This window comes from Stenotrophomonas sp. 99219_Sma (assembly GCF_056480785.1).
Map to the genome: position 1 here is coordinate 3591993 of NZ_CM151117.1, position 16915 is coordinate 3608907.

Here is a 16915-nt window from a genome sequence, read left to right on the forward strand (position 1 = left end):
GTTTCAAGGGTGACTGCGACTGCACCCCGAGGCCAGTCAGCCTGCGGCCAGCATGCCGGAACGGGTGTGGTCGGCGCGTTGATCCCGATCAGTTCCGCGCGGTGGAAGGGTTCAACGGGTGATCGCGCTGCGGATCGCCCGCAGCTGCTGCTTGACCGCCCGCGCCTGCGCCGGATCTATACGCAGCAGGGCCTTCTGCCCGATCGAGCGTGACTGCAGGGTGGGATCGACGAAGCGATAGCGGCCCCGTTCGTCGCGCTGCACCAGCGGCGGCTGGGCCAGTTCCGGGGTCTCCAGCAGGTGGTCGATCACCGTGACCAGACGGTCGTTGAAATAGCCCTCGGGCCGGCCAAGGTCCACGTAAGCCTGCTGGATCAGCGGATAGAAGCGCTTGTAGGCGGTAGCCGTTGCCGCCGGGTCGAGCGCGGCAAATGCCTGCACGTAGGGCGCATAGCGCGCCGCATTGCTGGCGGCGATGCGTTCACCGCCTTCGCCCGCCTCGACCTGCAGGTTGCCCGGCAGCGGCCGCGCGGCCAGCGCGGTGGGTGGCACGCTGGGTTTGTCCAGGTTATCGACCTGGGTGACCAGGCGCTGGATCAGATGATCGCGCAGCAGCAGGGTCAGCGGACCCTCGCCCTGGAACAGCTGGCTCAGCGCGCCCCAGGCAGCGGCATCGCTTTCAGCCAGCTTCGGCAGCGCCGGATCCGCCGCGGCCTCGGTATCCAGCGGATGCTTGATCGGGGGTGGTGTTGGGGCGGGTTCCGCAGCCGCATTCGGTTGTGGCGGTGTGCCGGTACTGGCGGGGGGCGATTGCACCGGCACCGAAACACCGTCTGCCAGGCTCTTCAGCTGATCGCGGAACAACCACCCGCCCGCACCGCCGATCACCACCACGCCCAGCACCCAGGGCCATACCGCCTTTCCACTCTGCATGATGCAGCACCTCGTTTTCACACGCATGGAGAAGGTGTGACCCCCCGTGTCGGCGAGGGTTCCCCCTTCGTTCGGCTGCGGTTTGGGTTGGGCAGGACCTGCAGCCATGCTCACGCCTGCTTTGCACGACGCGCGCGAGGCTGTTGCTCTTGTCGTGTGGAGACACTGCCATGCAATACGCGCTGTACTACTGGACCGGCATCCAGGGCCGTGGCGAGTTCGTGCGCCTGGCGCTGGAGGATGCCGGTGCCGACTACATCGACATGGCGCGGGTGCACGGCGATGCAGTGATGCAGCCGTTTCTCGATGGCAGCAGTGAAGGTGCGCAGCCCTTCGCGCCGCCGTTCCTGAAGGCCGGTCGCCAGGTCATCGCGCAGGTCGCGGCAATCCTGGATTTCCTGGGCCCGACGCTGGACCTGGTGCCACAGGCAGCCTCGCGGCGGATGCAGGCGCTGCAGTTGCAGCTGACCATCGCCGACCTGGTGGCCGAGGTGCATGACACCCACCATCCGATCGCTGCATCGAAGTACTACGAAGAGCAGAAGACCGAGGCCAAGGCACGTGCCGCGTCGCTGCGCAGCGAACGGCTACCGAAGTTCCTCAGCTACTTCGAGCAGGTGCTGGCGGCCAACGGTGGCCGCCATGCACTGCGCGAGCACTCGTATGTGGATCTGTCGCTGTTCCAGCTGCTGAGCGGGCTGAACTACATGTTCCCACGCCGCATGCAGGCACTGGAACCGACCCTGCCCCTGCTGCGCGCGCTGCAGGAGCGGGTGGCGAAACGACCCAACATTGCCTCCTATCTGGACTCGGAACGGCGGTTGCCGTTCAACACCAACGGCATCTTCCGCCACTACCCGGAACTGGATGGAGAGCGGTAGTGCCGGCCGCTGGCCGGCAGCTGCACACTACGTCCGAGGTCCATGAGGATGCCGGCCAGCGGCCGGCACTACTCTGGGGTCAGCTGTTCTCACCCAGCGGCTTCACCGCCTGCTTCTGCAGTGACAGCAGGCCCAGCAGCAGCGCCAATGCCACATAGGCGCCGGCGAACTGCCAGCTGATGATGCGCGCCAGGCCGTCCAGATCCCACGGCAGGTAGATGCCACCGCGCGGGTCCACCGAGTGGATCAGGCCGAACAGGGTCAGCACCGCCGCCACCAGCAGGAAGCCGCAGGCGCGGCGCAGGCGGCCATCAACCATGGCCGCCACCGCAGAGATCCACAGCATCGAGGTGATGATGAAGCCATTGCCGAGGGTGAAGATCACCGCCAGCTCAGGCAATCCGTGGCCATCGAGCTTGGTCAGCAGCTGCGGCAGCTGGTCCGGTGCGATCCAGCCTGGCGCCTTGATCGCCAGCAGGTACGCTACCGACGGCAGGAAACCGAACACCATCGCGCCGGTATGGTGGCGCGGCGTGGCCTGGAAGGCCTGGGTGGTGATGTCGATGGCCACGTACACGATGATCGGTGCCAGCACCGCCAGCGGCAGCCACTGCACCAGCCCGGAGATGATGCCGAGCATGCCGCCGATGCCGACGAACAGGCCGGTCAGAAGCGTGTAGCCGCTGCGCGCGCCCATGTGCTTGTAGGCCGGCTGGCCGATGTACGGTGTGGTCTGCGCCACGCCGCCGCAGACACCGGCCACCAGCGTAGCCACCGCTTCCACCAGCAGGATGTCGCGGGTGCGGTAGTCATCACCAGCGGCGCGTGCGCTTTCGGACACGTTGATGCCACCGACCACCATCAGCAGGCCGAACGGCAGCAGCAGCGGCAGGTAGGTCATCGCGGTGGGCAGGCCGTCGAGGAAGCCCAGCGTCGGCAGCGGCAGCACCACCTGCGGCGGCACCCACGCCGGCACGTGGAAGCCCGGCGCGCCCAGACCGGCCAGGCCCAGCCCGTAATACAGCACGGTGCCGAACACGAAGGCCAGCAGCACGCCCGGGCCACGCACCGGCAGCTTGCCCTTGGCGATCAGCACATACAGCAGCAGGCCCAGGGTGGTGAAGCCGACCAGCGGCGAGCGCAGCGTTTCCAGCAGCGGCAGCAGGCCCATCAGCACCAGCGCGATGCCGGCGATGGAACCCAGCAGCGCGGCCCGCGGCAGCGCGCGGGTGACCGCTTCGCCGAAGAACGACAGCACGAACTTGAGCACGCCCATGATGACCAGCGCGGCCATGCCCAGCTGCCAGGTCGCGATACCCGCGGCATGCGGGTCCATGCCCTGCTGCTTGAAGGCGATGAAGGCTGGGCCGAGCACCAGCAACGCCATGCCGATGCTGGTCGGTGCATCCAGGCCCAGCGGCATGGCGGTGACATCATCGCGGCCGGTACGCGCGGCCAGCCGGCGGGCCATCAGGGTGTACAGCAGGTTGCCGACCAGCACGCCGAAGGCGGTGCCGGGGAACATGCGGCCGAACACCACGTCGGCGGGGAACTGGAAGATCCCGACCAGGGCCATGGCGATGAAGCCGAGGATGGAGAGGTTGTCGACGACCAGGCCGAAGAAGCCGTTGAAGTCGCCGGCGACGAACCAGCGACGCGGTGCGGCGGAAGCGGGAGCGGACATGGAAGGGGCGGTGGGGGTGGGGACCGCCGATGGTAGGCCCAGCGGGGCCGGCGCGCCAATTCCGTGGTGGAATGATGGGTTCCAGCCAACGGCGGGGCCCCTCGTGGCTGGGGGTTGGTCTCGGACAGCGGACCTCAGGGGGTGGGCCGGGCGGGTAGGCTGCGCAGGGGTCGCTGCAAGTACATCCATGTAAGCTCGGTCGCCGCTTGCTCGTGTGCGCAGTCCTGCGCACACGGCAAGACCGGGGTTGGGCGTCCTGCCCAACCCGCCCGTGGCATGCCTCGGGCCCATGCGGCTCACGACCCTGCGCAGCCTAGCCGCCCGGCCCCTGACAGTTTCCTGCGGGTGAGAATCAAAAGATCAAAAGCAAAAGCGGGTCGCTTCGCGCTGAGCCGAGCATGGCTCGGCTCTGCACGCACAATGCGATCATTTCTACGTTATCCACGCATGGCGTGGATCTACCGTGTCGACCAAGGTCGACACCTACCCACGGATAGCCGCCTTTGCTTTTGAAGTTGCCGGCCAGCGGCCGGCACTACCGCGGGTGCAGGGCGCAGCCCTGCATCGACCAACCCCCTACTTCTTCAGGAAATTGTCCACCAGCAGATGCTTCACGTCGTCGAAGCGGCCGTTCAACACCGCCTTGGCCGCATACAGCGCGGTACCGGCCACCTGCTTGGCCTCGATCTGCGGCGGCATCACCAGCTCGGCGCGGCTGGTATGCACGTCCAGCAGCGCCGGGCCGCGCTGCGCCAGGAAGTCCTGCACCGCCTCCTCCAGATCCTCGCTGCGGGTCACGGTGCGGCCGTGGAAGCCGATCACCTCGGCCAGGCGGCCGAAGTCCGGGTTCTTCAGGTCGGTGTAGTTGTCCAGCAGCCCCTCCACCTTCTGCTCCAGCTCGACGAAGTTCAGCGAGCCGTTGTTGAACACCACCACCTTGATCGGCAGGTTTTCCTGCACGGCCGTCAACAGATCGCCCAACAGCATCGCCAGGCCACCATCGCCGGACAGCGAGATCACCTGCCGACCCGGGAACGCCTTCTGCAGGCCCAGTGCCTGTGGCATCGCGTTGGCCATCGTGCCGTGCAGCAAGCTGGTCAGCGTGCGGCGGCGGCCGTTGACACGGATGTGGCGCAACACCCACACCATCGGCGAGCCTCCGTCGGCGGTGAACAGTGCATCATCGGTGGCGTACTTCGACAGCAGCGCGGTCAGGTGCTGCGGATGGATCAGCTCGCCCTCACCGGGCTGCTCTTCTTTCTCGCGCTTCTTCAGTGCCTTGTCACGGCGCTCGATGCACTCGTCCAGGAAACTGCTGTCCTCGCGCGGCGGCAGCATCGGCAGCAAGGCGTCCAGCGTCGGCGCGATATCACCGACCACGCCAAGGTTCACCGGATGGCGGCGGCCGAGGTGGCTGCCATCGCGGTCGACCTGGATGATGGTGGCCTTGTCCGGGTAGAACTGGCCCCAGGCGAAGTCGGCGCCGAGCAGCAGCAGCGTGTCGCATTCCATCAGCGTGTGGAAGCCGGATTCGATGCCGAAGATGCCGGTCATGCCCATGTTGTACGGGTTGTCCGGCTCGACGAAATCCTTGGCGCGCGAGGTATGCGCGACCGGCGCCTGCAGGCGTCGTGCCAGTTCCAGCAGCTGCGGGTGTGCGCCCTGGCAGCCGGCGCCGGCATAGATGCCGATGCGCTTGCCCTGCCCCAGCAGCTCGGCGATGCGCTGCAGTTCGGCGTCGGACGGGCGCAGCACCGGCTGGGTGTAGTGCACCGAGAACGGCACATCGTGCTTCACCTCGGCCTCGCTGATGTCAGCCGGCAGGATCACTACGGCGACGCCGCGACGGCTGATCGCGGCCTGGCAGGCCAGCGCCACCACGCGTCGCGCCTGCTCGGCACTGTGCACCTGCTCGCAGAACACCGTGCAGCTGCCATACACCGCCTTGAAGTCCACTTCCTGCGGGAACTCCATGCCCAGTTCGCTGGTGACGATCTGGCTGGCGATCAGCACCATCGGCGCCCGGTTGCGATTGCTCTCGAAGATGCCATTGATGAAATGCAGGCCACCGGGCCCGCAGGAGCCAGCACACGCCGTCAACTGGCCGCTCACCAACGAATCGGCGCCTGCGGCGAACGCTGCCACTTCTTCATGGCGTACGTGCACCCAGGCGATCTCGCTGCCATGCATCGCATCGGTCACATGGTTGAGCGTATCGCCCACGATGCCGTAGCAACGGCGGACACCAGCCTGCTGCAGGGCGTCCACCACGATTTCGGCCACGCGCTTGCTCATCGGATACATCCTCGAACGGGGGAACGTCCGAGGCTAGACCTGATGAAGTGATGCTTCCGCAAAAAAAGGGGACGGAGGGAATTAAGTCGTTAACGGCACAAACGACTTAATTCCCTCCGTCCCCTTTTTTCTTCAATCGTTGACGTTGATCCAACCTTCCACCGCGCCCAGCTTCGGATTGCGGTAGCGCAGCTTCATCCAGCCATCCTGTTCATCCAGCATTTCCACACGGTCGCCCTGTACCAGGTAACGCTTGGTGCTGGATGCGCCGGGTCGGTCGAACAGGAACAGGCGCGCTGGCACCACGGTGGCCTGCAGGCCACGCAGCGGACCGTCGGGCGGTGCGCCCAGGCCATCGGCGATGGCGGTCTCCAGCACACGACCGGCGGGATCATAGGTGCGCCAGACCGCCAGCGGACCCTGCTCGTCGGTCTGTTCCCATTGCAACGCGGCGTTCACCGTGTCGCCCAGCATCAGCACACTCTCGCTGCGGTAGAGGTAGAGCGTCGCGCCCGAGAACCGGTACTGGTCGGCGTACCACATCGGGCCACTGCGGCAGCTGCTGGTCAGGGTTCGAGTGGCAGCATCCACGCTCAACCCCATCAGGTCACCGCAACTGTCCTTGCCGTGGGTGTCGGCCTGCAGCGCGCGGAACCCGGCACTGGCCGGGTCGAAGCGGTACACCGCCACCGCCTCGTTGACCATGCCCACCGATGCACGCGCGACCAGTTCCGGGTATCCATCGAAATCGACGTCTTCCAGCGACCAGCGCGAATTGCCATCGGCATCCGCCGCACCCGCCAGCGTCTGGCGCTTGCCTGACGGTGACAGATGCACTGCGATGCTGCCGTCCTGCTGGGGATCGGCATGCGCCTGCACATGCGCGGCCACCTGGAAGCGTAGCGTTTCGCTATCGTCCCCACGCGCCTGCGCCGTCGGTGCCAGCACACCTGCCAATACCAGGCCCAGCAGGCATTCCCTGTAGTTCATCATCGCTCCCTGCGGCACCGCGGCGGCACCTTCAACTCAGAACGATACCTCGACCGCCTGCCGCGACCACAGCACCGATTGATGCTTGGTCTGCTGCTTCCACGCCAGGCGGATGGCTTCGATATCGGCACGACGCTGCGGGGTGTCCTCATGCAGCACGACCAGCACCTTGGTGCGCAGGCGGTTGGGCGAGGCATCGCCGCGGAACAGCCACTGGCCATAGGCATCGAACACGGTCAGGCCATCCGGGAAGCGCGGGGTCACTTCCTTGTCCAGGAAAGTGCGCCACTGCGCATCGCTGATGGTGTCGGCCTGCGGGCGATTGCCAGCGCCCTGCTCTTCACCCACGCCGAAGTACAGCTCACTGCGCACCCAGCCGTGGCCGGCGGACGGGCGTGCGGCATCACCCTTCAGTTCGGCGGTGGTGGCCGTGGCATAGGCGCTGGGCGCCTGAGAGGACAGGCTGGCGCAGCCACTGGTGGCCAGCAGCACGGCGAAGACGAGGCCAAGGTGTTTCATCGGTACAGCTCCGGGGAAGGGGGGCAAGGCGAGCCGGCAGCGTACAGCGCCACTGGCCCGGCGTGCTGATGCCAGCAGGGCATCAGCTCATGCCGGGACGGCAGGGACTTGCATCGGCACCGGCCATCACGCGAAGATAATATATCGCTTCATCCGGATGGATGTAAGTGAAACCATCTCGCCCTTCCCCGTCGTCGTTGTTGCTGGAGCCCCCATGTCCATCCGCCTGCCCGCGTCGCCGCTCGGCCTCGCCATCGCCCTCGCGCTTTCCTCCACCGCCGTCCCGGCCCTGGCCCAGGACGCTACCAACCTCGACACCGTGATCGTCACCGGCACCCGTGCCGCCGACCGCACCGTGCTCGAATCCACCTCGCCGGTGGATGTGCTCACCGCCGAGGACATCCGCAAGGCGGGCGTGGTCAACGGTGAGCTGGGCAGTGCGCTGCAGGCCCTGCTGCCGTCGTTCAACTTCCCGCGCCAGTCCAACTCCGGCGGCGCCGACCACGTGCGCGCCGCACAGCTGCGTGGCCTGTCGCCGGACCAGGTGCTGGTGCTGGTCAATGGCAAGCGCCGCCACCACACCGCGCTGGTGAACACCGACAGCAAGATCGGCAAGGGCACCACGCCGGTCGACTTCAATTCGATCCCGGTCAGCGCGATCAAGCGCATCGAAGTGCTGCGCGACGGCGCCGGTGCGCTGTACGGTTCGGACGCCGTGGCCGGCGTGATCAACGTGATCCTCGACAACGGCGGCGACGGTGGCGAGATCGAGGCCAGCTACGGTGCCAACCACACCGACCTCAAGCCGATCGGCCGCACCCTCACCGACGGCCAGACCGGCAACATCAGCGCCAAGGTCGGCACCTCGCTGGGTGAGGACGGCGGCTTCCTGCGTGTCGGCCTGGAGTACAAGCACCGCAACGGCACCAACCGCGCCGGCTTCGACCAGATTCCGCCGTGGGACCAGACGCCGGACAACCTGGCGCTGCAGGGCAAGCGCAACTACGTGCTGGGCGATGGCAAGAGCAAGGACATCAACCTGTGGCTGAACACTGAGATCCCGGTGGGCCAGACGTCGACGTTCTACGCGTTCGGCACCTTCAACCAGCGTGATACCGAAGGCGCGAACTACTTCCGCTACCCCGATGGCGATGCCAACTGGAAGCAGGTCTATCCGAACGGTTACCGGCCGATCTCCGAAGGCGAGAACCGCGACGTGCAGGCCGTGGCCGGCGTGCGCGGCCAGTGGGGTGAATGGAGCTACGACGGCAGCCTGGATTACGGCCAGAACGACTTCACCTACCGCCTGCGTGATTCGCTCAACGCGTCGCTGGGCCCGACCAGCCCGACCCGCTTCAAGACCGCCGACTACGAATACGCACAGACCGTGGGCAACCTCGACCTGAGTCGTGTGTTCACCCAGAGCGACAGCATCAGCCACACCCTGGGCCTGGGCGTGGAAGCACGACACGAGCGCTACCAGACCCGTCCCGGCGACCCGGCCAGCTACGCCGCCGGCCCTTACACCGATCGCCCGACCGGCTCGCAGGCCGGTGGCGGCCTGACCCCGCAGGATGCGGCGCGCCTGTCGCGCGACGTGGCCAGCGCCTACGCCAGCCTGTCCAGCCAGTTCGGCGAGAAGTTCTCCACCGATCTGGCCGCACGCTACGAGCACAACGACGATTTCGGCGGTGAACTGACCGGCAAGCTCGGCCTGCGCTATGAATTCACCCCGGCGTTCGCGCTGCGCGGCGCGATCTCCAACAACTTCCGCGCGCCGTCGCTGGCGCAGATCGGCTACGAATCCACCTCCACCGGCTACAACGCTGGCGGCCAGCTGGTGCAGGGCCGCCTGTTGTCGGTCAACAATCCGATCGCCCGTGGCCTGGGTGCGCAGAACCTGAAGCCGGAAAAGTCGATCAATACCTCGCTGGGCTTCACCAGCCGCATCGGCGAGCACTTCGACCTGTCGCTGGACTTCTTCCAGATCGACATCGACGACCGCATCGCGCTGTCGGAGAGCATCACCGGCGATGCATTGACCGACTACGTGGCGGCCAACTACGGCGTCAGCGGCCTGCAGAGCGCCAGTTTCTTCGTCAACGCCGCCGACACCCGCACCCGCGGCGCCGAACTGGTGAGCAACTGGCGCCAGTCGCTGGGCGATGGCCAGCTGCTGTTGACCGGCACCTATGCGTACACCAAGACCACGCTGAAGAACGTGCTGGCCACGCCGGCGCAGCTGCGTGCACTGAATCCGGACTACGTGCTGTTCGGAATCGAAGAGACCAACACCCTCACCGATGCCACACCGCGCACCCGTGGCAGCTTCTCGGCAGCCTGGAGCAACGACCACTGGTCGCTGAGCACCCGCGTGAACCGCTACGGCAGCGCCACACGCGTGTTCAACTTCGGTGATGGCTACATCCCGCGCCAGACCTACCAGGCCGAATGGCAGCTGGATGCGGAAGTGGAGTACCGCATCACCCCGCAATGGAGCGTGGCCATCGGCGGCCAGAACCTGACCGACAACTACCCGGATCGATCCAACAGCGATATCCACTACTTCGGCAACCTGCCGTACGACGTGCTGTCGCCAATCGGCAGCAATGGCGCGTACTACTACGGCCGCGTCCGCTATACGTTCTGATTCATCAGTCCGGTAGTGCCGGCCGCTGGCCGGCAACCTCAGGGTGCATCCAGGGACCATGACGGTGCCGGCCAGCGGCCGGCACTACCCACTCCGTAGCCTGCCCTCGACCCCACGTACACGCCCACGCTGGCAAGCTGGGCGTCATGGCTGAACCGCTCCCCCTGCGTCCGCCACCGCCATTGCTGGACGACGCCTGTGCGTTGTTCCTCGATGTCGATGGCACCCTGATCGAATTCGCTGCACGCCCGGATGCCGTGCAGCTTCTGCCGGATGTGCGTGAAGCCATCGGCCGCATCAGCGACCGCCTGGAAGGTGCCGTGGCACTGGTCAGTGGTCGCCCGCTTGAACAGCTGGATCAACTGTTCGCTCCCCTGCAATTGCCTGCCGCCGGCCTGCATGGCCACGAACTGCGTGGCCAGGATGGTCGTGTCCTGCGCGACGAACACGACGACGACACCGCCGAGTGGCTGCACGCGCTGCACCAGCAGGCGATGCGCTTCGCCCACGGCCATCCCGGCGTGCTGGTGGAAGACAAGGGCGTCGGCCTGGCCCTGCATTGGCGAGGCGCGCCGCACGCAGCAAGTGATGTCCGCGCCTTTGCCGACCGCCACGTGCGCGGCCGTGCCAGCTATCGCCTGCAGCCCGGCGACCATGTGGTCGAATTCGTTCCCGTCGGAACCGACAAGGGCCGCGCCGTGCGGCGGATGATGCAGTACCTGCCGTTCCGCGGCCGCCTGCCGGTGTTCCTCGGCGACGACCTCACCGATGAGTTCGGCTTCGACGCCGCCAACAGCCAGCATGGCTGGAGCGTGCTGGTGGGCGAACGGGAACCCAGCAAAGCCGTGTTCGCGCTGCCCGACATACGCAGCGTGCACGCCTGGCTGCGTGAGAATGCCTATTGACCCGGCCACCCCACGGCCGCAACCGAGATGTACCGCGTGATGACCCAACCCGATCTTGATCTGGGCGTGGTCGGCAACGGCAGCTTCGGCGCCCTGGTCGACAAACGTGCCCGCGTTGTCTGGAGCTGCCTGCCTACCTTCGACGGCGACCCCACCTTCTGTGCCCTGCTCGGCCCCAACCAGCAGACCGGTGGCGACTTCGCCATCGAGCTGGAGGACTTCGCCAGCAGCGAGCAGGAATACCTGACCAACACCGCGATCCTGCGCACCGTGCTGCGCGACGCGCACGGTGGCGAGCTGGAAATCCTCGATTTCGCCCCCCGCTGGCGCCAGAACGATCGCTTCTACCGCCCGGTCAGCCTGATCCGCCAGGTACGACCACTGGCCGGCAGCCCACGCATCACCGTGCACGCACGGCCACTGGCCGACTGGGGCGCACGCGTGCCCGAGTCCACCTGGGGCAGCAACCACGTGCGCTGGATCCTGCCCGAACACGTGCTGCGGCTGACCACCGACGTGCCGGTGCGCTTCATCCGCGATGGCCTGCCGTTCGTGCTCAACCATCCCATCCACCTGATCCTGGGCGTGGATGAATCGCTCAACCGCTCGATCAGTGGCTATGTGCAGGAAGCCTTCCAGCGCACCCGCGACTACTGGCGCGAATGGGTGCGCTACCTGTCCATTCCACTGGAATGGCAGGACGCGGTGATCCGCAGTGCGATCACCCTGAAGCTGTGCCAGTACGAGGACAGCGGCGCGATCATCGCGGCGATGACCACCTCCATTCCGGAAGCGCCCGGCAGCGTGCGCAACTGGGACTACCGTTACTGCTGGCTGCGTGATGCCGCGTTCGTGGTGCGCGCACTGAACCGCCTCGGCGCAACGCGCACGATGGAACAGTTCCTCGGCTATATCTTCAACCTGGCCACCACCGACGGCACGTTGCAGCCGCTGTATGGCATCGGTTTCGAGGCCAAGCTGGACGAGGACGAAGTACCCAGCCTGTCCGGCTACCGTGGCATGGGCCCGGTGCGGCGCGGCAACCTGGCCTGGGTGCAGCGCCAGCACGATGTCTACGGCAGCGTGGTGCTGGCGTCCACGCAGTTGTTCTTCGACCGGCGCCTGCAGGACCCGGGCGATGCGCACACCTTCGCCCGCCTGGAACCCTTGGGTGAACAGGCGTTCGCCCTGCACGACGTGCCTGATGCCGGCCTGTGGGAGTTCCGCGGCCGCACCGAAGTGCACACCTACACCAGCGCGATGTGCTGGGCCGCCTGCGACCGCCTGTGCAAGATCGCCGTACGCCTGAAGCGCGATGATCGTGCCCATTACTGGCGCGAACGCGCCGACACCATCCATGCGCGCATCATGGCCGAGTCCTGGAGCGAAGAGCTGGGCCACTTCACCGACACCTTTGGTGGCCATCGGCTGGATGCCTCGTTGCTGCTGCTGGCCGACATCGGCTTCATCGACGCGATGGATACGCGCTTCATCGCCACCGTCGACGCCATCGGCCGCGACCTCAAGCATGGCAACTCGCTGTACCGCTATGTCGCGCCGGATGACTTCGGCGAACCGGAAACCAGCTTCACCATCTGCACCTTCTGGTACATCGATGCGCTGGCGGCAATCGGGCGCATGGACGAAGCGCGCGGGATGTTCGAGCTGCTGCTGAAACAGCGCAACCACCTGGGCCTGCTGTCGGAGGATCTGGCCTTCGACAGCGGCGAGGCCTGGGGCAATTTCCCGCAGACCTATTCGCACGTCGGCCTGATCACCGCCGCGATGCGCCTGTCGCGGTCCTGGCAGGAGGCATCGTGAGTCGTCTGGTGGTGGTTTCAAACCGCGTGGCCGTACCGGGCGAGAACCGCGCCGGCGGCCTGGCGGTGGGCCTGCTGGCCGCGCTGAAGGAACGAGGCGGCATGTGGTTCGGCTGGAGCGGCAAGAGCGTACGCGACGGCAGCGGCACGCTGCACACGCAGAAGGATGGCGATATCGAATTCGTCACCCTCGACCTGAGCAAGCGCGAGGTCGATGGCTACTACAACGGTTTCGCCAATCGCACCCTCTGGCCGTTGCTGCACTTCCGCCTGGATCTGGTCGACTACGACCGGGGCACCCGCGAGACCTACCATAAGGTCAACGCGCTGTTCGCCGACAAGCTCGCGCCGCTGCTGCGCGAGGACGACATCGTCTGGATCCACGACTACCACCTGATCCCGCTTGGTGCGCTGCTGCGCGAGCGTGGCATCGGCTGCCGCATCGGCTTCTTCCTGCACATCCCGATGCCGTCGGCCGACCTGCTGCAGGCCATGCCCGACCACCTTCGGTTGTTCTCCGCGCTGTACGCCTACGATCTGGTCGGCTTCCAGACCCAGCGCGACGCCGATCGCTTCCAGACCTACCTGCGCCTGTTCGGCGGCGGCCGCGTGCTCGAAAACGGCGAGCTGGAAGCACCGGGCGGGCGCCGCTTCCGTGCGGCGGCGTTCCCGATCGGTATCGACACCGAGCTGATCGCGCGACAGGCCGGCACCGCCGCCACCAAGGCCGCTGTGAAGAACCTGCGCAACAGCCTGCGTGATCGCCAGCTGGCGATCGGCGTGGATCGCCTGGACTATTCCAAGGGCCTGCCCGAACGCTTCCTCGGCTTCGAGCGCTACCTGGAGCGCCATCCGGATCAGCGCGGCTCGCTGACCTACCTGCAGATCGCCCCGGTCTCGCGCGGCGATGTCACCGAGTACCGGCAGCTGCGCAGCCAGCTGGAACAGATCGCCGGCCACATCAACGGTGGCCACGCCGAACCGGACTGGACGCCGCTGCGCTACGTCAACCAGAACTTCACCCACGCCACCCTCACCGGCTTCTACCGGGCGGCGGCAGTGGGCCTGGTCACGCCGCTGCGCGATGGCATGAACCTGGTAGCCAAGGAGTACGTGGCGTCGCAGGACCCGGAAGACCCCGGCGTGCTGGTGCTGTCGCTGCTGGCCGGCGCCGCCGACGAACTCAAGCAGGCGCTGCTGGTGAACCCGCATGATCTGGACGGCGTGGCCGACGCCATCGCCACCGCGGCAACGATGTCGCTGCGCAGGCGCAAGGAACGCTGGCACGCGATGATGGAGCACCTGCGCACCTACGACATCAACCACTGGCGCCGCAGCTACCTGGACGCGCTGGAAGGCTGAGGGAAAAAAGGGGACGGAGGGGATTAAGTCGTTTGTGCACAAACGACTTAATCCCCTCCGTCCCCTTTTTTCTTCAATCCAGGAACCGCGCGGCCTGCTCCGGTGCGGGCAGGTAACAGGCATCATGCCGCCCGAACCAGCGGTAGCGGTTGCGGGCCAGCGCGCGGTACGCGGCATCACGCCAGCTGCGCGGCAGCACGCGCAATGCACCGGTCAGGCGCCAGGCGCCGCCCAGCCCCGCCAGCACGCGCAGGATCGCATCGGTATCGGTCCAGGCGCCCTGTTCGTCCAGCAGCAGGAACGACATCGGGTCCTGCGGGTCCAGCCCATGCGCGCGCAACATCGCACTGCCCTGCGCGCCCTGCATCGCCGCAAAGCGGTAGCGGCCCTTGCGGTCGAAACGCAGCAGGAAGCGCACCCAGCGGTTGCACAGCGCGCACACGCCATCGAACACGATCACCGCGCTGCCGGCCTCGGCGGCGGAATCACTGCGGTTCGAGCCAGCCTTCATAGCGGATCAGGGCTCCGGCCCAGGGCAAGGTCACATCGACCAAGAAAGTGTAACGCTCGGCCTGCCAGGCTTCGCGGCAACGTACGCCACCAAACCAGCGCCTCGGCAGCGGCAGCAACCCGAACGCCCAGACCCGGCGCACCGACCAGTCGATGCCACCCTCGCGGGCCTGCAGATCAAACTCGAAGCGCACCGCGCCCAACTGCTCGCGCAGGCAGCCCTCGTGCGCCCACAGCCGCGACACCATCGGCCAGCGGCCAAAACGCCGCGCCCACTGCTCGCCCTGCCCGTGTGCACTGAACGCCACTTCGGTCGGCAACGCTCCACCGTCCTTCGGCAGCCGCGCCAACGCGGCCAACAGCGGCACCAGCCAGTGCCGCCCCCTCACGATGCGCGCCCGCCCCACGTAGCGGCAGGGCAACGGCGCGGCATGCAGCGCTTGCACCGGCGCGGCCAGGGTGGCGAAGGCCGGCCCCAGCACGCGCGCGAACAGCGGCGGGGTCAGGGCGCGATCCAGGCCAGGGTCGCCATGCGCCCGGTGCGACGGTCGCGCCGGTGCGAATACAGGTCCGGATCGGCCATCGTCGACACCGTGCCGCCATAGACCTGCGCCGGATCCATCCCCGCCGCCTGCAACCGCTGCCGTGCCAGCGCGAACAGATCCACCTTCCAGTGCCCCTGGCGTGTCGCCACAAACGCCGCCTCGGCCGCCGGATCATGGCCGACGAAGGCGTGGAAGACCTCTTCGCCGATCTCGTAATCGGCCGGTCCGGCCGCCGGGCCCAGCCAGGCGCGCAGCTGCGCCGGCGGGGTGTGCATGGCGGCCACGGTGGCCTCCAGCATGCCGTCGGCCAACCCACGCCAGCCGGCGTGCGCAGCGCCCACCTCGCTGCCATCGACGGCGGCGAACACCACCGGCAGGCAGTCAGCGGTCAGGATCGCCAGCACCACGCCCGGCACCGAGGTCACCGCGGCGTCGGCTACCGGTTCGCTGGCACCGGCCACTGGCGGCGCGTTGAAGCGCAGCACGGTACTGCTGTGCACCTGGCGCAGCCAGTGCGGTGCCGACGGCAGCGCCAGCCCCTGCTGCAGCAGCTGCCGGTTGTGCTCCACGTTGGCCGGGGTATCACCATCGGCCGCGTGCCGGTTGCCCAGGTTGAACTGCGCGAACGGCGCCGGCGAAATGCCCGCACCGTGCCGACGCGTGGTCAGCGCATGGACGCCCGGAGGCGCCGGCCAGTCCGCCTGCAGCAAAGGCAACGCGGCGGCCATCACCAGCGGTCCCGCTCGCGTGCGGCGAAAGCTTCGCTGTCTTCGCGCAGCACCTTCATCAGGTGCAGCATGTCGTCCGGCACCGGCGCGGTGTTGCGCACCGGCTCACCGGTGATCGGGTGCGTGAACTCCAGGGTCTCGGCGTGCAGGGCCTGGCGCTTGAAGCCGCGCAGCGCGGCTACCAGCTCATCGCTGGCGCCCTTGGGCAGCTTCAGCGCACCGCCGTACAGCGGGTCACCGATGATCGGATGGCGCACATGCGCCATGTGCACGCGGATCTGATGGGTACGGCCGGTTTCCAGGCGGCACTCCAGCGCGGTGTGCGCACGGAAGCGCTCGCGCAGTCGGTAATGGGTGATCGCTTCCTTGCCATCCTCGCGCACGGCCATCTTCAGGCGGTCGCGTGGGTGGCGGTCGATCGGGGCATCGGCGGTACCGCCGGCCACCAGCGCACCCATCACGATGGCCAGGTACTGGCGGTGCACGTCGCGCGCGGCCAGCTGCTCGACCAGTGCGGTCTGCGCTTCCAGGGTCTTGGCCACCACCATCACGCCGCTGGTGTCCTTGTCCAGGCGGTGCACGATGCCGGCGCGCGGCAGCACCGCCACCGACGGGTCGCGGAACAGCAAGGCGTTGACCAGGGTGCCGCTGTGGTTGCCCGCACCCGGGTGCACCACCAGGCCGACCGGCTTGTTGATCACCAGCAGGTGCTCGTCCTCGAACAGCACGTCCAGCGGGATGTCCTCCGGCTGGGCGTCGGTCTGGGTCTCGAGCACCACATTGAGGGTCACGAGCTCGCCGCCGCGCAGCGGATCGCGCGGGCGCACCTGGGCGCCGTCCAGCAGCACCTCACCGGCCTTGATCCACTCGGTCAGGCGCGAACGCGAGTATTCGGGGAACAGTTCGGCCACCACGGCGTCGAAACGACGGCCGGCAGCGGTGTCGGGGACGATGGCCTGGCGGGCCGATTCAGAGGGTTGTTCAGACATGGCAGGGGGCATTCTTTGAAATTTTGGGGTCCCGGCGGCCGGTTTCAGTCGCTGGACAGGACACTAGGCTATCATCGACCCTTCGTATTCCAGCCGCGTCCCGC

Annotated in this window: 14 protein-coding genes; 5 read left to right on the forward strand and 9 right to left on the reverse strand. The window is 67.2% G+C overall.

Features of this window, described 5'->3' with window-relative positions:
• Window positions 1-111 precede the first annotated feature (111 nt).
• Entirely contained in the window at window positions 112-933 is an 822-nt protein-coding gene (locus ACZK13_RS16455) for a DUF3014 domain-containing protein (RefSeq protein WP_253145666.1), read from the reverse strand.
• A gap of 170 nt (window positions 934-1103) precedes the next feature.
• On the opposite strand from ACZK13_RS16455, the gene ACZK13_RS16460 reads away from it, so the two are divergent.
• Entirely contained in the window at window positions 1104-1814 is a 711-nt protein-coding gene (locus tag ACZK13_RS16460) for a glutathione S-transferase (protein WP_032128550.1), read from the forward strand.
• 79 nt (window positions 1815-1893) lie between these two features.
• Here ACZK13_RS16460 and ACZK13_RS16465 read toward each other — a convergent pair whose 3' ends face one another.
• The 4 genes from ACZK13_RS16465 to ACZK13_RS16480 form a co-directional block, all read right to left on the reverse strand.
• Complete coding sequence (locus tag ACZK13_RS16465; RefSeq protein WP_032128551.1) at window positions 1894-3498, reverse strand: SulP family inorganic anion transporter; 1605 nt, start codon at window positions 3496-3498, stop codon at window positions 1894-1896.
• A gap of 576 nt (window positions 3499-4074) precedes the next feature.
• The gene (locus tag ACZK13_RS16470) at window positions 4075-5793 is read right to left on the reverse strand and encodes a thiamine pyrophosphate-dependent enzyme (protein ID WP_478481939.1); all 1719 of its coding nucleotides are present in this window, start codon (window positions 5791-5793) and stop codon (window positions 4075-4077) included.
• Between the two features lie 132 nt (window positions 5794-5925).
• On the reverse strand, window positions 5926-6783 hold the full coding sequence (locus ACZK13_RS16475; protein WP_478481941.1) for an SH3 domain-containing protein: 858 nt from the start codon (window positions 6781-6783) through the stop codon (window positions 5926-5928).
• A 36-nt stretch (window positions 6784-6819) separates the two neighbouring features.
• Window positions 6820-7302, reverse strand: a complete 483-nt coding sequence (locus ACZK13_RS16480; RefSeq protein WP_049398197.1) for a DUF3574 domain-containing protein — start codon at window positions 7300-7302, stop codon at window positions 6820-6822.
• A gap of 214 nt (window positions 7303-7516) precedes the next feature.
• Here ACZK13_RS16480 and ACZK13_RS16485 point away from each other — a divergent pair, with 214 nt between their 5' ends.
• The 4 genes from ACZK13_RS16485 (at window position 7517) to otsA (ending at window position 14039) form a co-directional block, all read left to right on the forward strand.
• Window positions 7517-9952 (forward strand): TonB-dependent receptor plug domain-containing protein, encoded by a 2436-nt coding sequence (locus ACZK13_RS16485; RefSeq protein WP_478481943.1) that lies wholly within the window; start codon window positions 7517-7519, stop codon window positions 9950-9952.
• Between the two features lie 146 nt (window positions 9953-10098).
• Window positions 10099-10857, forward strand: a complete 759-nt coding sequence (gene otsB / locus ACZK13_RS16490) for a trehalose-phosphatase (RefSeq protein ID WP_110713331.1) — start codon at window positions 10099-10101, stop codon at window positions 10855-10857.
• 39 nt (window positions 10858-10896) lie between these two features.
• Complete coding sequence (locus tag ACZK13_RS16495) at window positions 10897-12678, forward strand: glycoside hydrolase family 15 protein (protein WP_478481945.1); 1782 nt, start codon at window positions 10897-10899, stop codon at window positions 12676-12678.
• A complete protein-coding gene (gene otsA / locus ACZK13_RS16500; protein WP_121504692.1) occupies window positions 12675-14039 on the forward strand; it encodes an alpha,alpha-trehalose-phosphate synthase (UDP-forming) in 1365 nt (454 codons plus the stop codon). The genes ACZK13_RS16495 and otsA overlap by 4 nt, the downstream gene beginning before the upstream one ends.
• A 73-nt stretch (window positions 14040-14112) precedes the next feature.
• Here otsA and ACZK13_RS16505 read toward each other — a convergent pair whose 3' ends face one another.
• Genes ACZK13_RS16505 through rluD form a run of 4 tightly spaced genes read right to left on the reverse strand, consistent with a single transcriptional unit; the run spans window position 14113 to window position 16811 of the window.
• Complete coding sequence (locus ACZK13_RS16505; RefSeq protein ID WP_032128816.1) at window positions 14113-14550, reverse strand: thiol-disulfide oxidoreductase DCC family protein; 438 nt, start codon at window positions 14548-14550, stop codon at window positions 14113-14115.
• Window positions 14525-15031 (reverse strand): DUF4166 domain-containing protein, encoded by a 507-nt coding sequence (locus ACZK13_RS16510; RefSeq protein ID WP_478481947.1) that lies wholly within the window; start codon window positions 15029-15031, stop codon window positions 14525-14527. Before ACZK13_RS16510 ends, ACZK13_RS16505 begins: the two co-directional genes overlap by 26 nt.
• A gap of 20 nt (window positions 15032-15051) precedes the next feature.
• A complete protein-coding gene (gene pgeF, locus ACZK13_RS16515; RefSeq protein WP_346484947.1) occupies window positions 15052-15822 on the reverse strand; it encodes a peptidoglycan editing factor PgeF in 771 nt (256 codons plus the stop codon).
• On the reverse strand, window positions 15822-16811 hold the full coding sequence (gene rluD / locus ACZK13_RS16520; RefSeq protein ID WP_080291790.1) for a 23S rRNA pseudouridine(1911/1915/1917) synthase RluD: 990 nt from the start codon (window positions 16809-16811) through the stop codon (window positions 15822-15824). The genes pgeF and rluD overlap by 1 nt, the downstream gene beginning before the upstream one ends.
• Window positions 16812-16915 lie beyond the last annotated feature (104 nt).

What these genes read in the sequence shown, in the direction of transcription:
- ACZK13_RS16475 (WP_478481941.1), bottom strand. Translation starts at nt 6,783, where the DNA reads ATGAACTACAGGGAATGCCTGCTGGGCCTGGTATTGGCAGGTGTGCTG.
- ACZK13_RS16455 (WP_253145666.1), bottom strand. Translation starts at nt 933, where the DNA reads ATGCAGAGTGGAAAGGCGGTATGGCCCTGGGTGCTGGGCGTGGTGGTG.
- ACZK13_RS16485 (WP_478481943.1), top strand. Translation starts at nt 7,517, where the DNA reads ATGTCCATCCGCCTGCCCGCGTCGCCGCTCGGCCTCGCCATCGCCCTC.
- ACZK13_RS16495 (WP_478481945.1), top strand. Translation starts at nt 10,897, where the DNA reads ATGACCCAACCCGATCTTGATCTGGGCGTGGTCGGCAACGGCAGCTTC.
- ACZK13_RS16480 (WP_049398197.1), bottom strand. Translation starts at nt 7,302, where the DNA reads ATGAAACACCTTGGCCTCGTCTTCGCCGTGCTGCTGGCCACCAGTGGC.
- pgeF (WP_346484947.1), bottom strand. Translation starts at nt 15,822, where the DNA reads ATGGCCGCCGCGTTGCCTTTGCTGCAGGCGGACTGGCCGGCGCCTCCG.
- ACZK13_RS16470 (WP_478481939.1), bottom strand. Translation starts at nt 5,793, where the DNA reads ATGAGCAAGCGCGTGGCCGAAATCGTGGTGGACGCCCTGCAGCAGGCT.
- ACZK13_RS16460 (WP_032128550.1), top strand. Translation starts at nt 1,104, where the DNA reads ATGCAATACGCGCTGTACTACTGGACCGGCATCCAGGGCCGTGGCGAG.
- otsB (WP_110713331.1), top strand. Translation starts at nt 10,099, where the DNA reads ATGGCTGAACCGCTCCCCCTGCGTCCGCCACCGCCATTGCTGGACGAC.
- ACZK13_RS16465 (WP_032128551.1), bottom strand. Translation starts at nt 3,498, where the DNA reads ATGTCCGCTCCCGCTTCCGCCGCACCGCGTCGCTGGTTCGTCGCCGGC.
- rluD (WP_080291790.1), bottom strand. Translation starts at nt 16,811, where the DNA reads ATGTCTGAACAACCCTCTGAATCGGCCCGCCAGGCCATCGTCCCCGAC.
- ACZK13_RS16505 (WP_032128816.1), bottom strand. Translation starts at nt 14,550, where the DNA reads ATGAAGGCTGGCTCGAACCGCAGTGATTCCGCCGCCGAGGCCGGCAGC.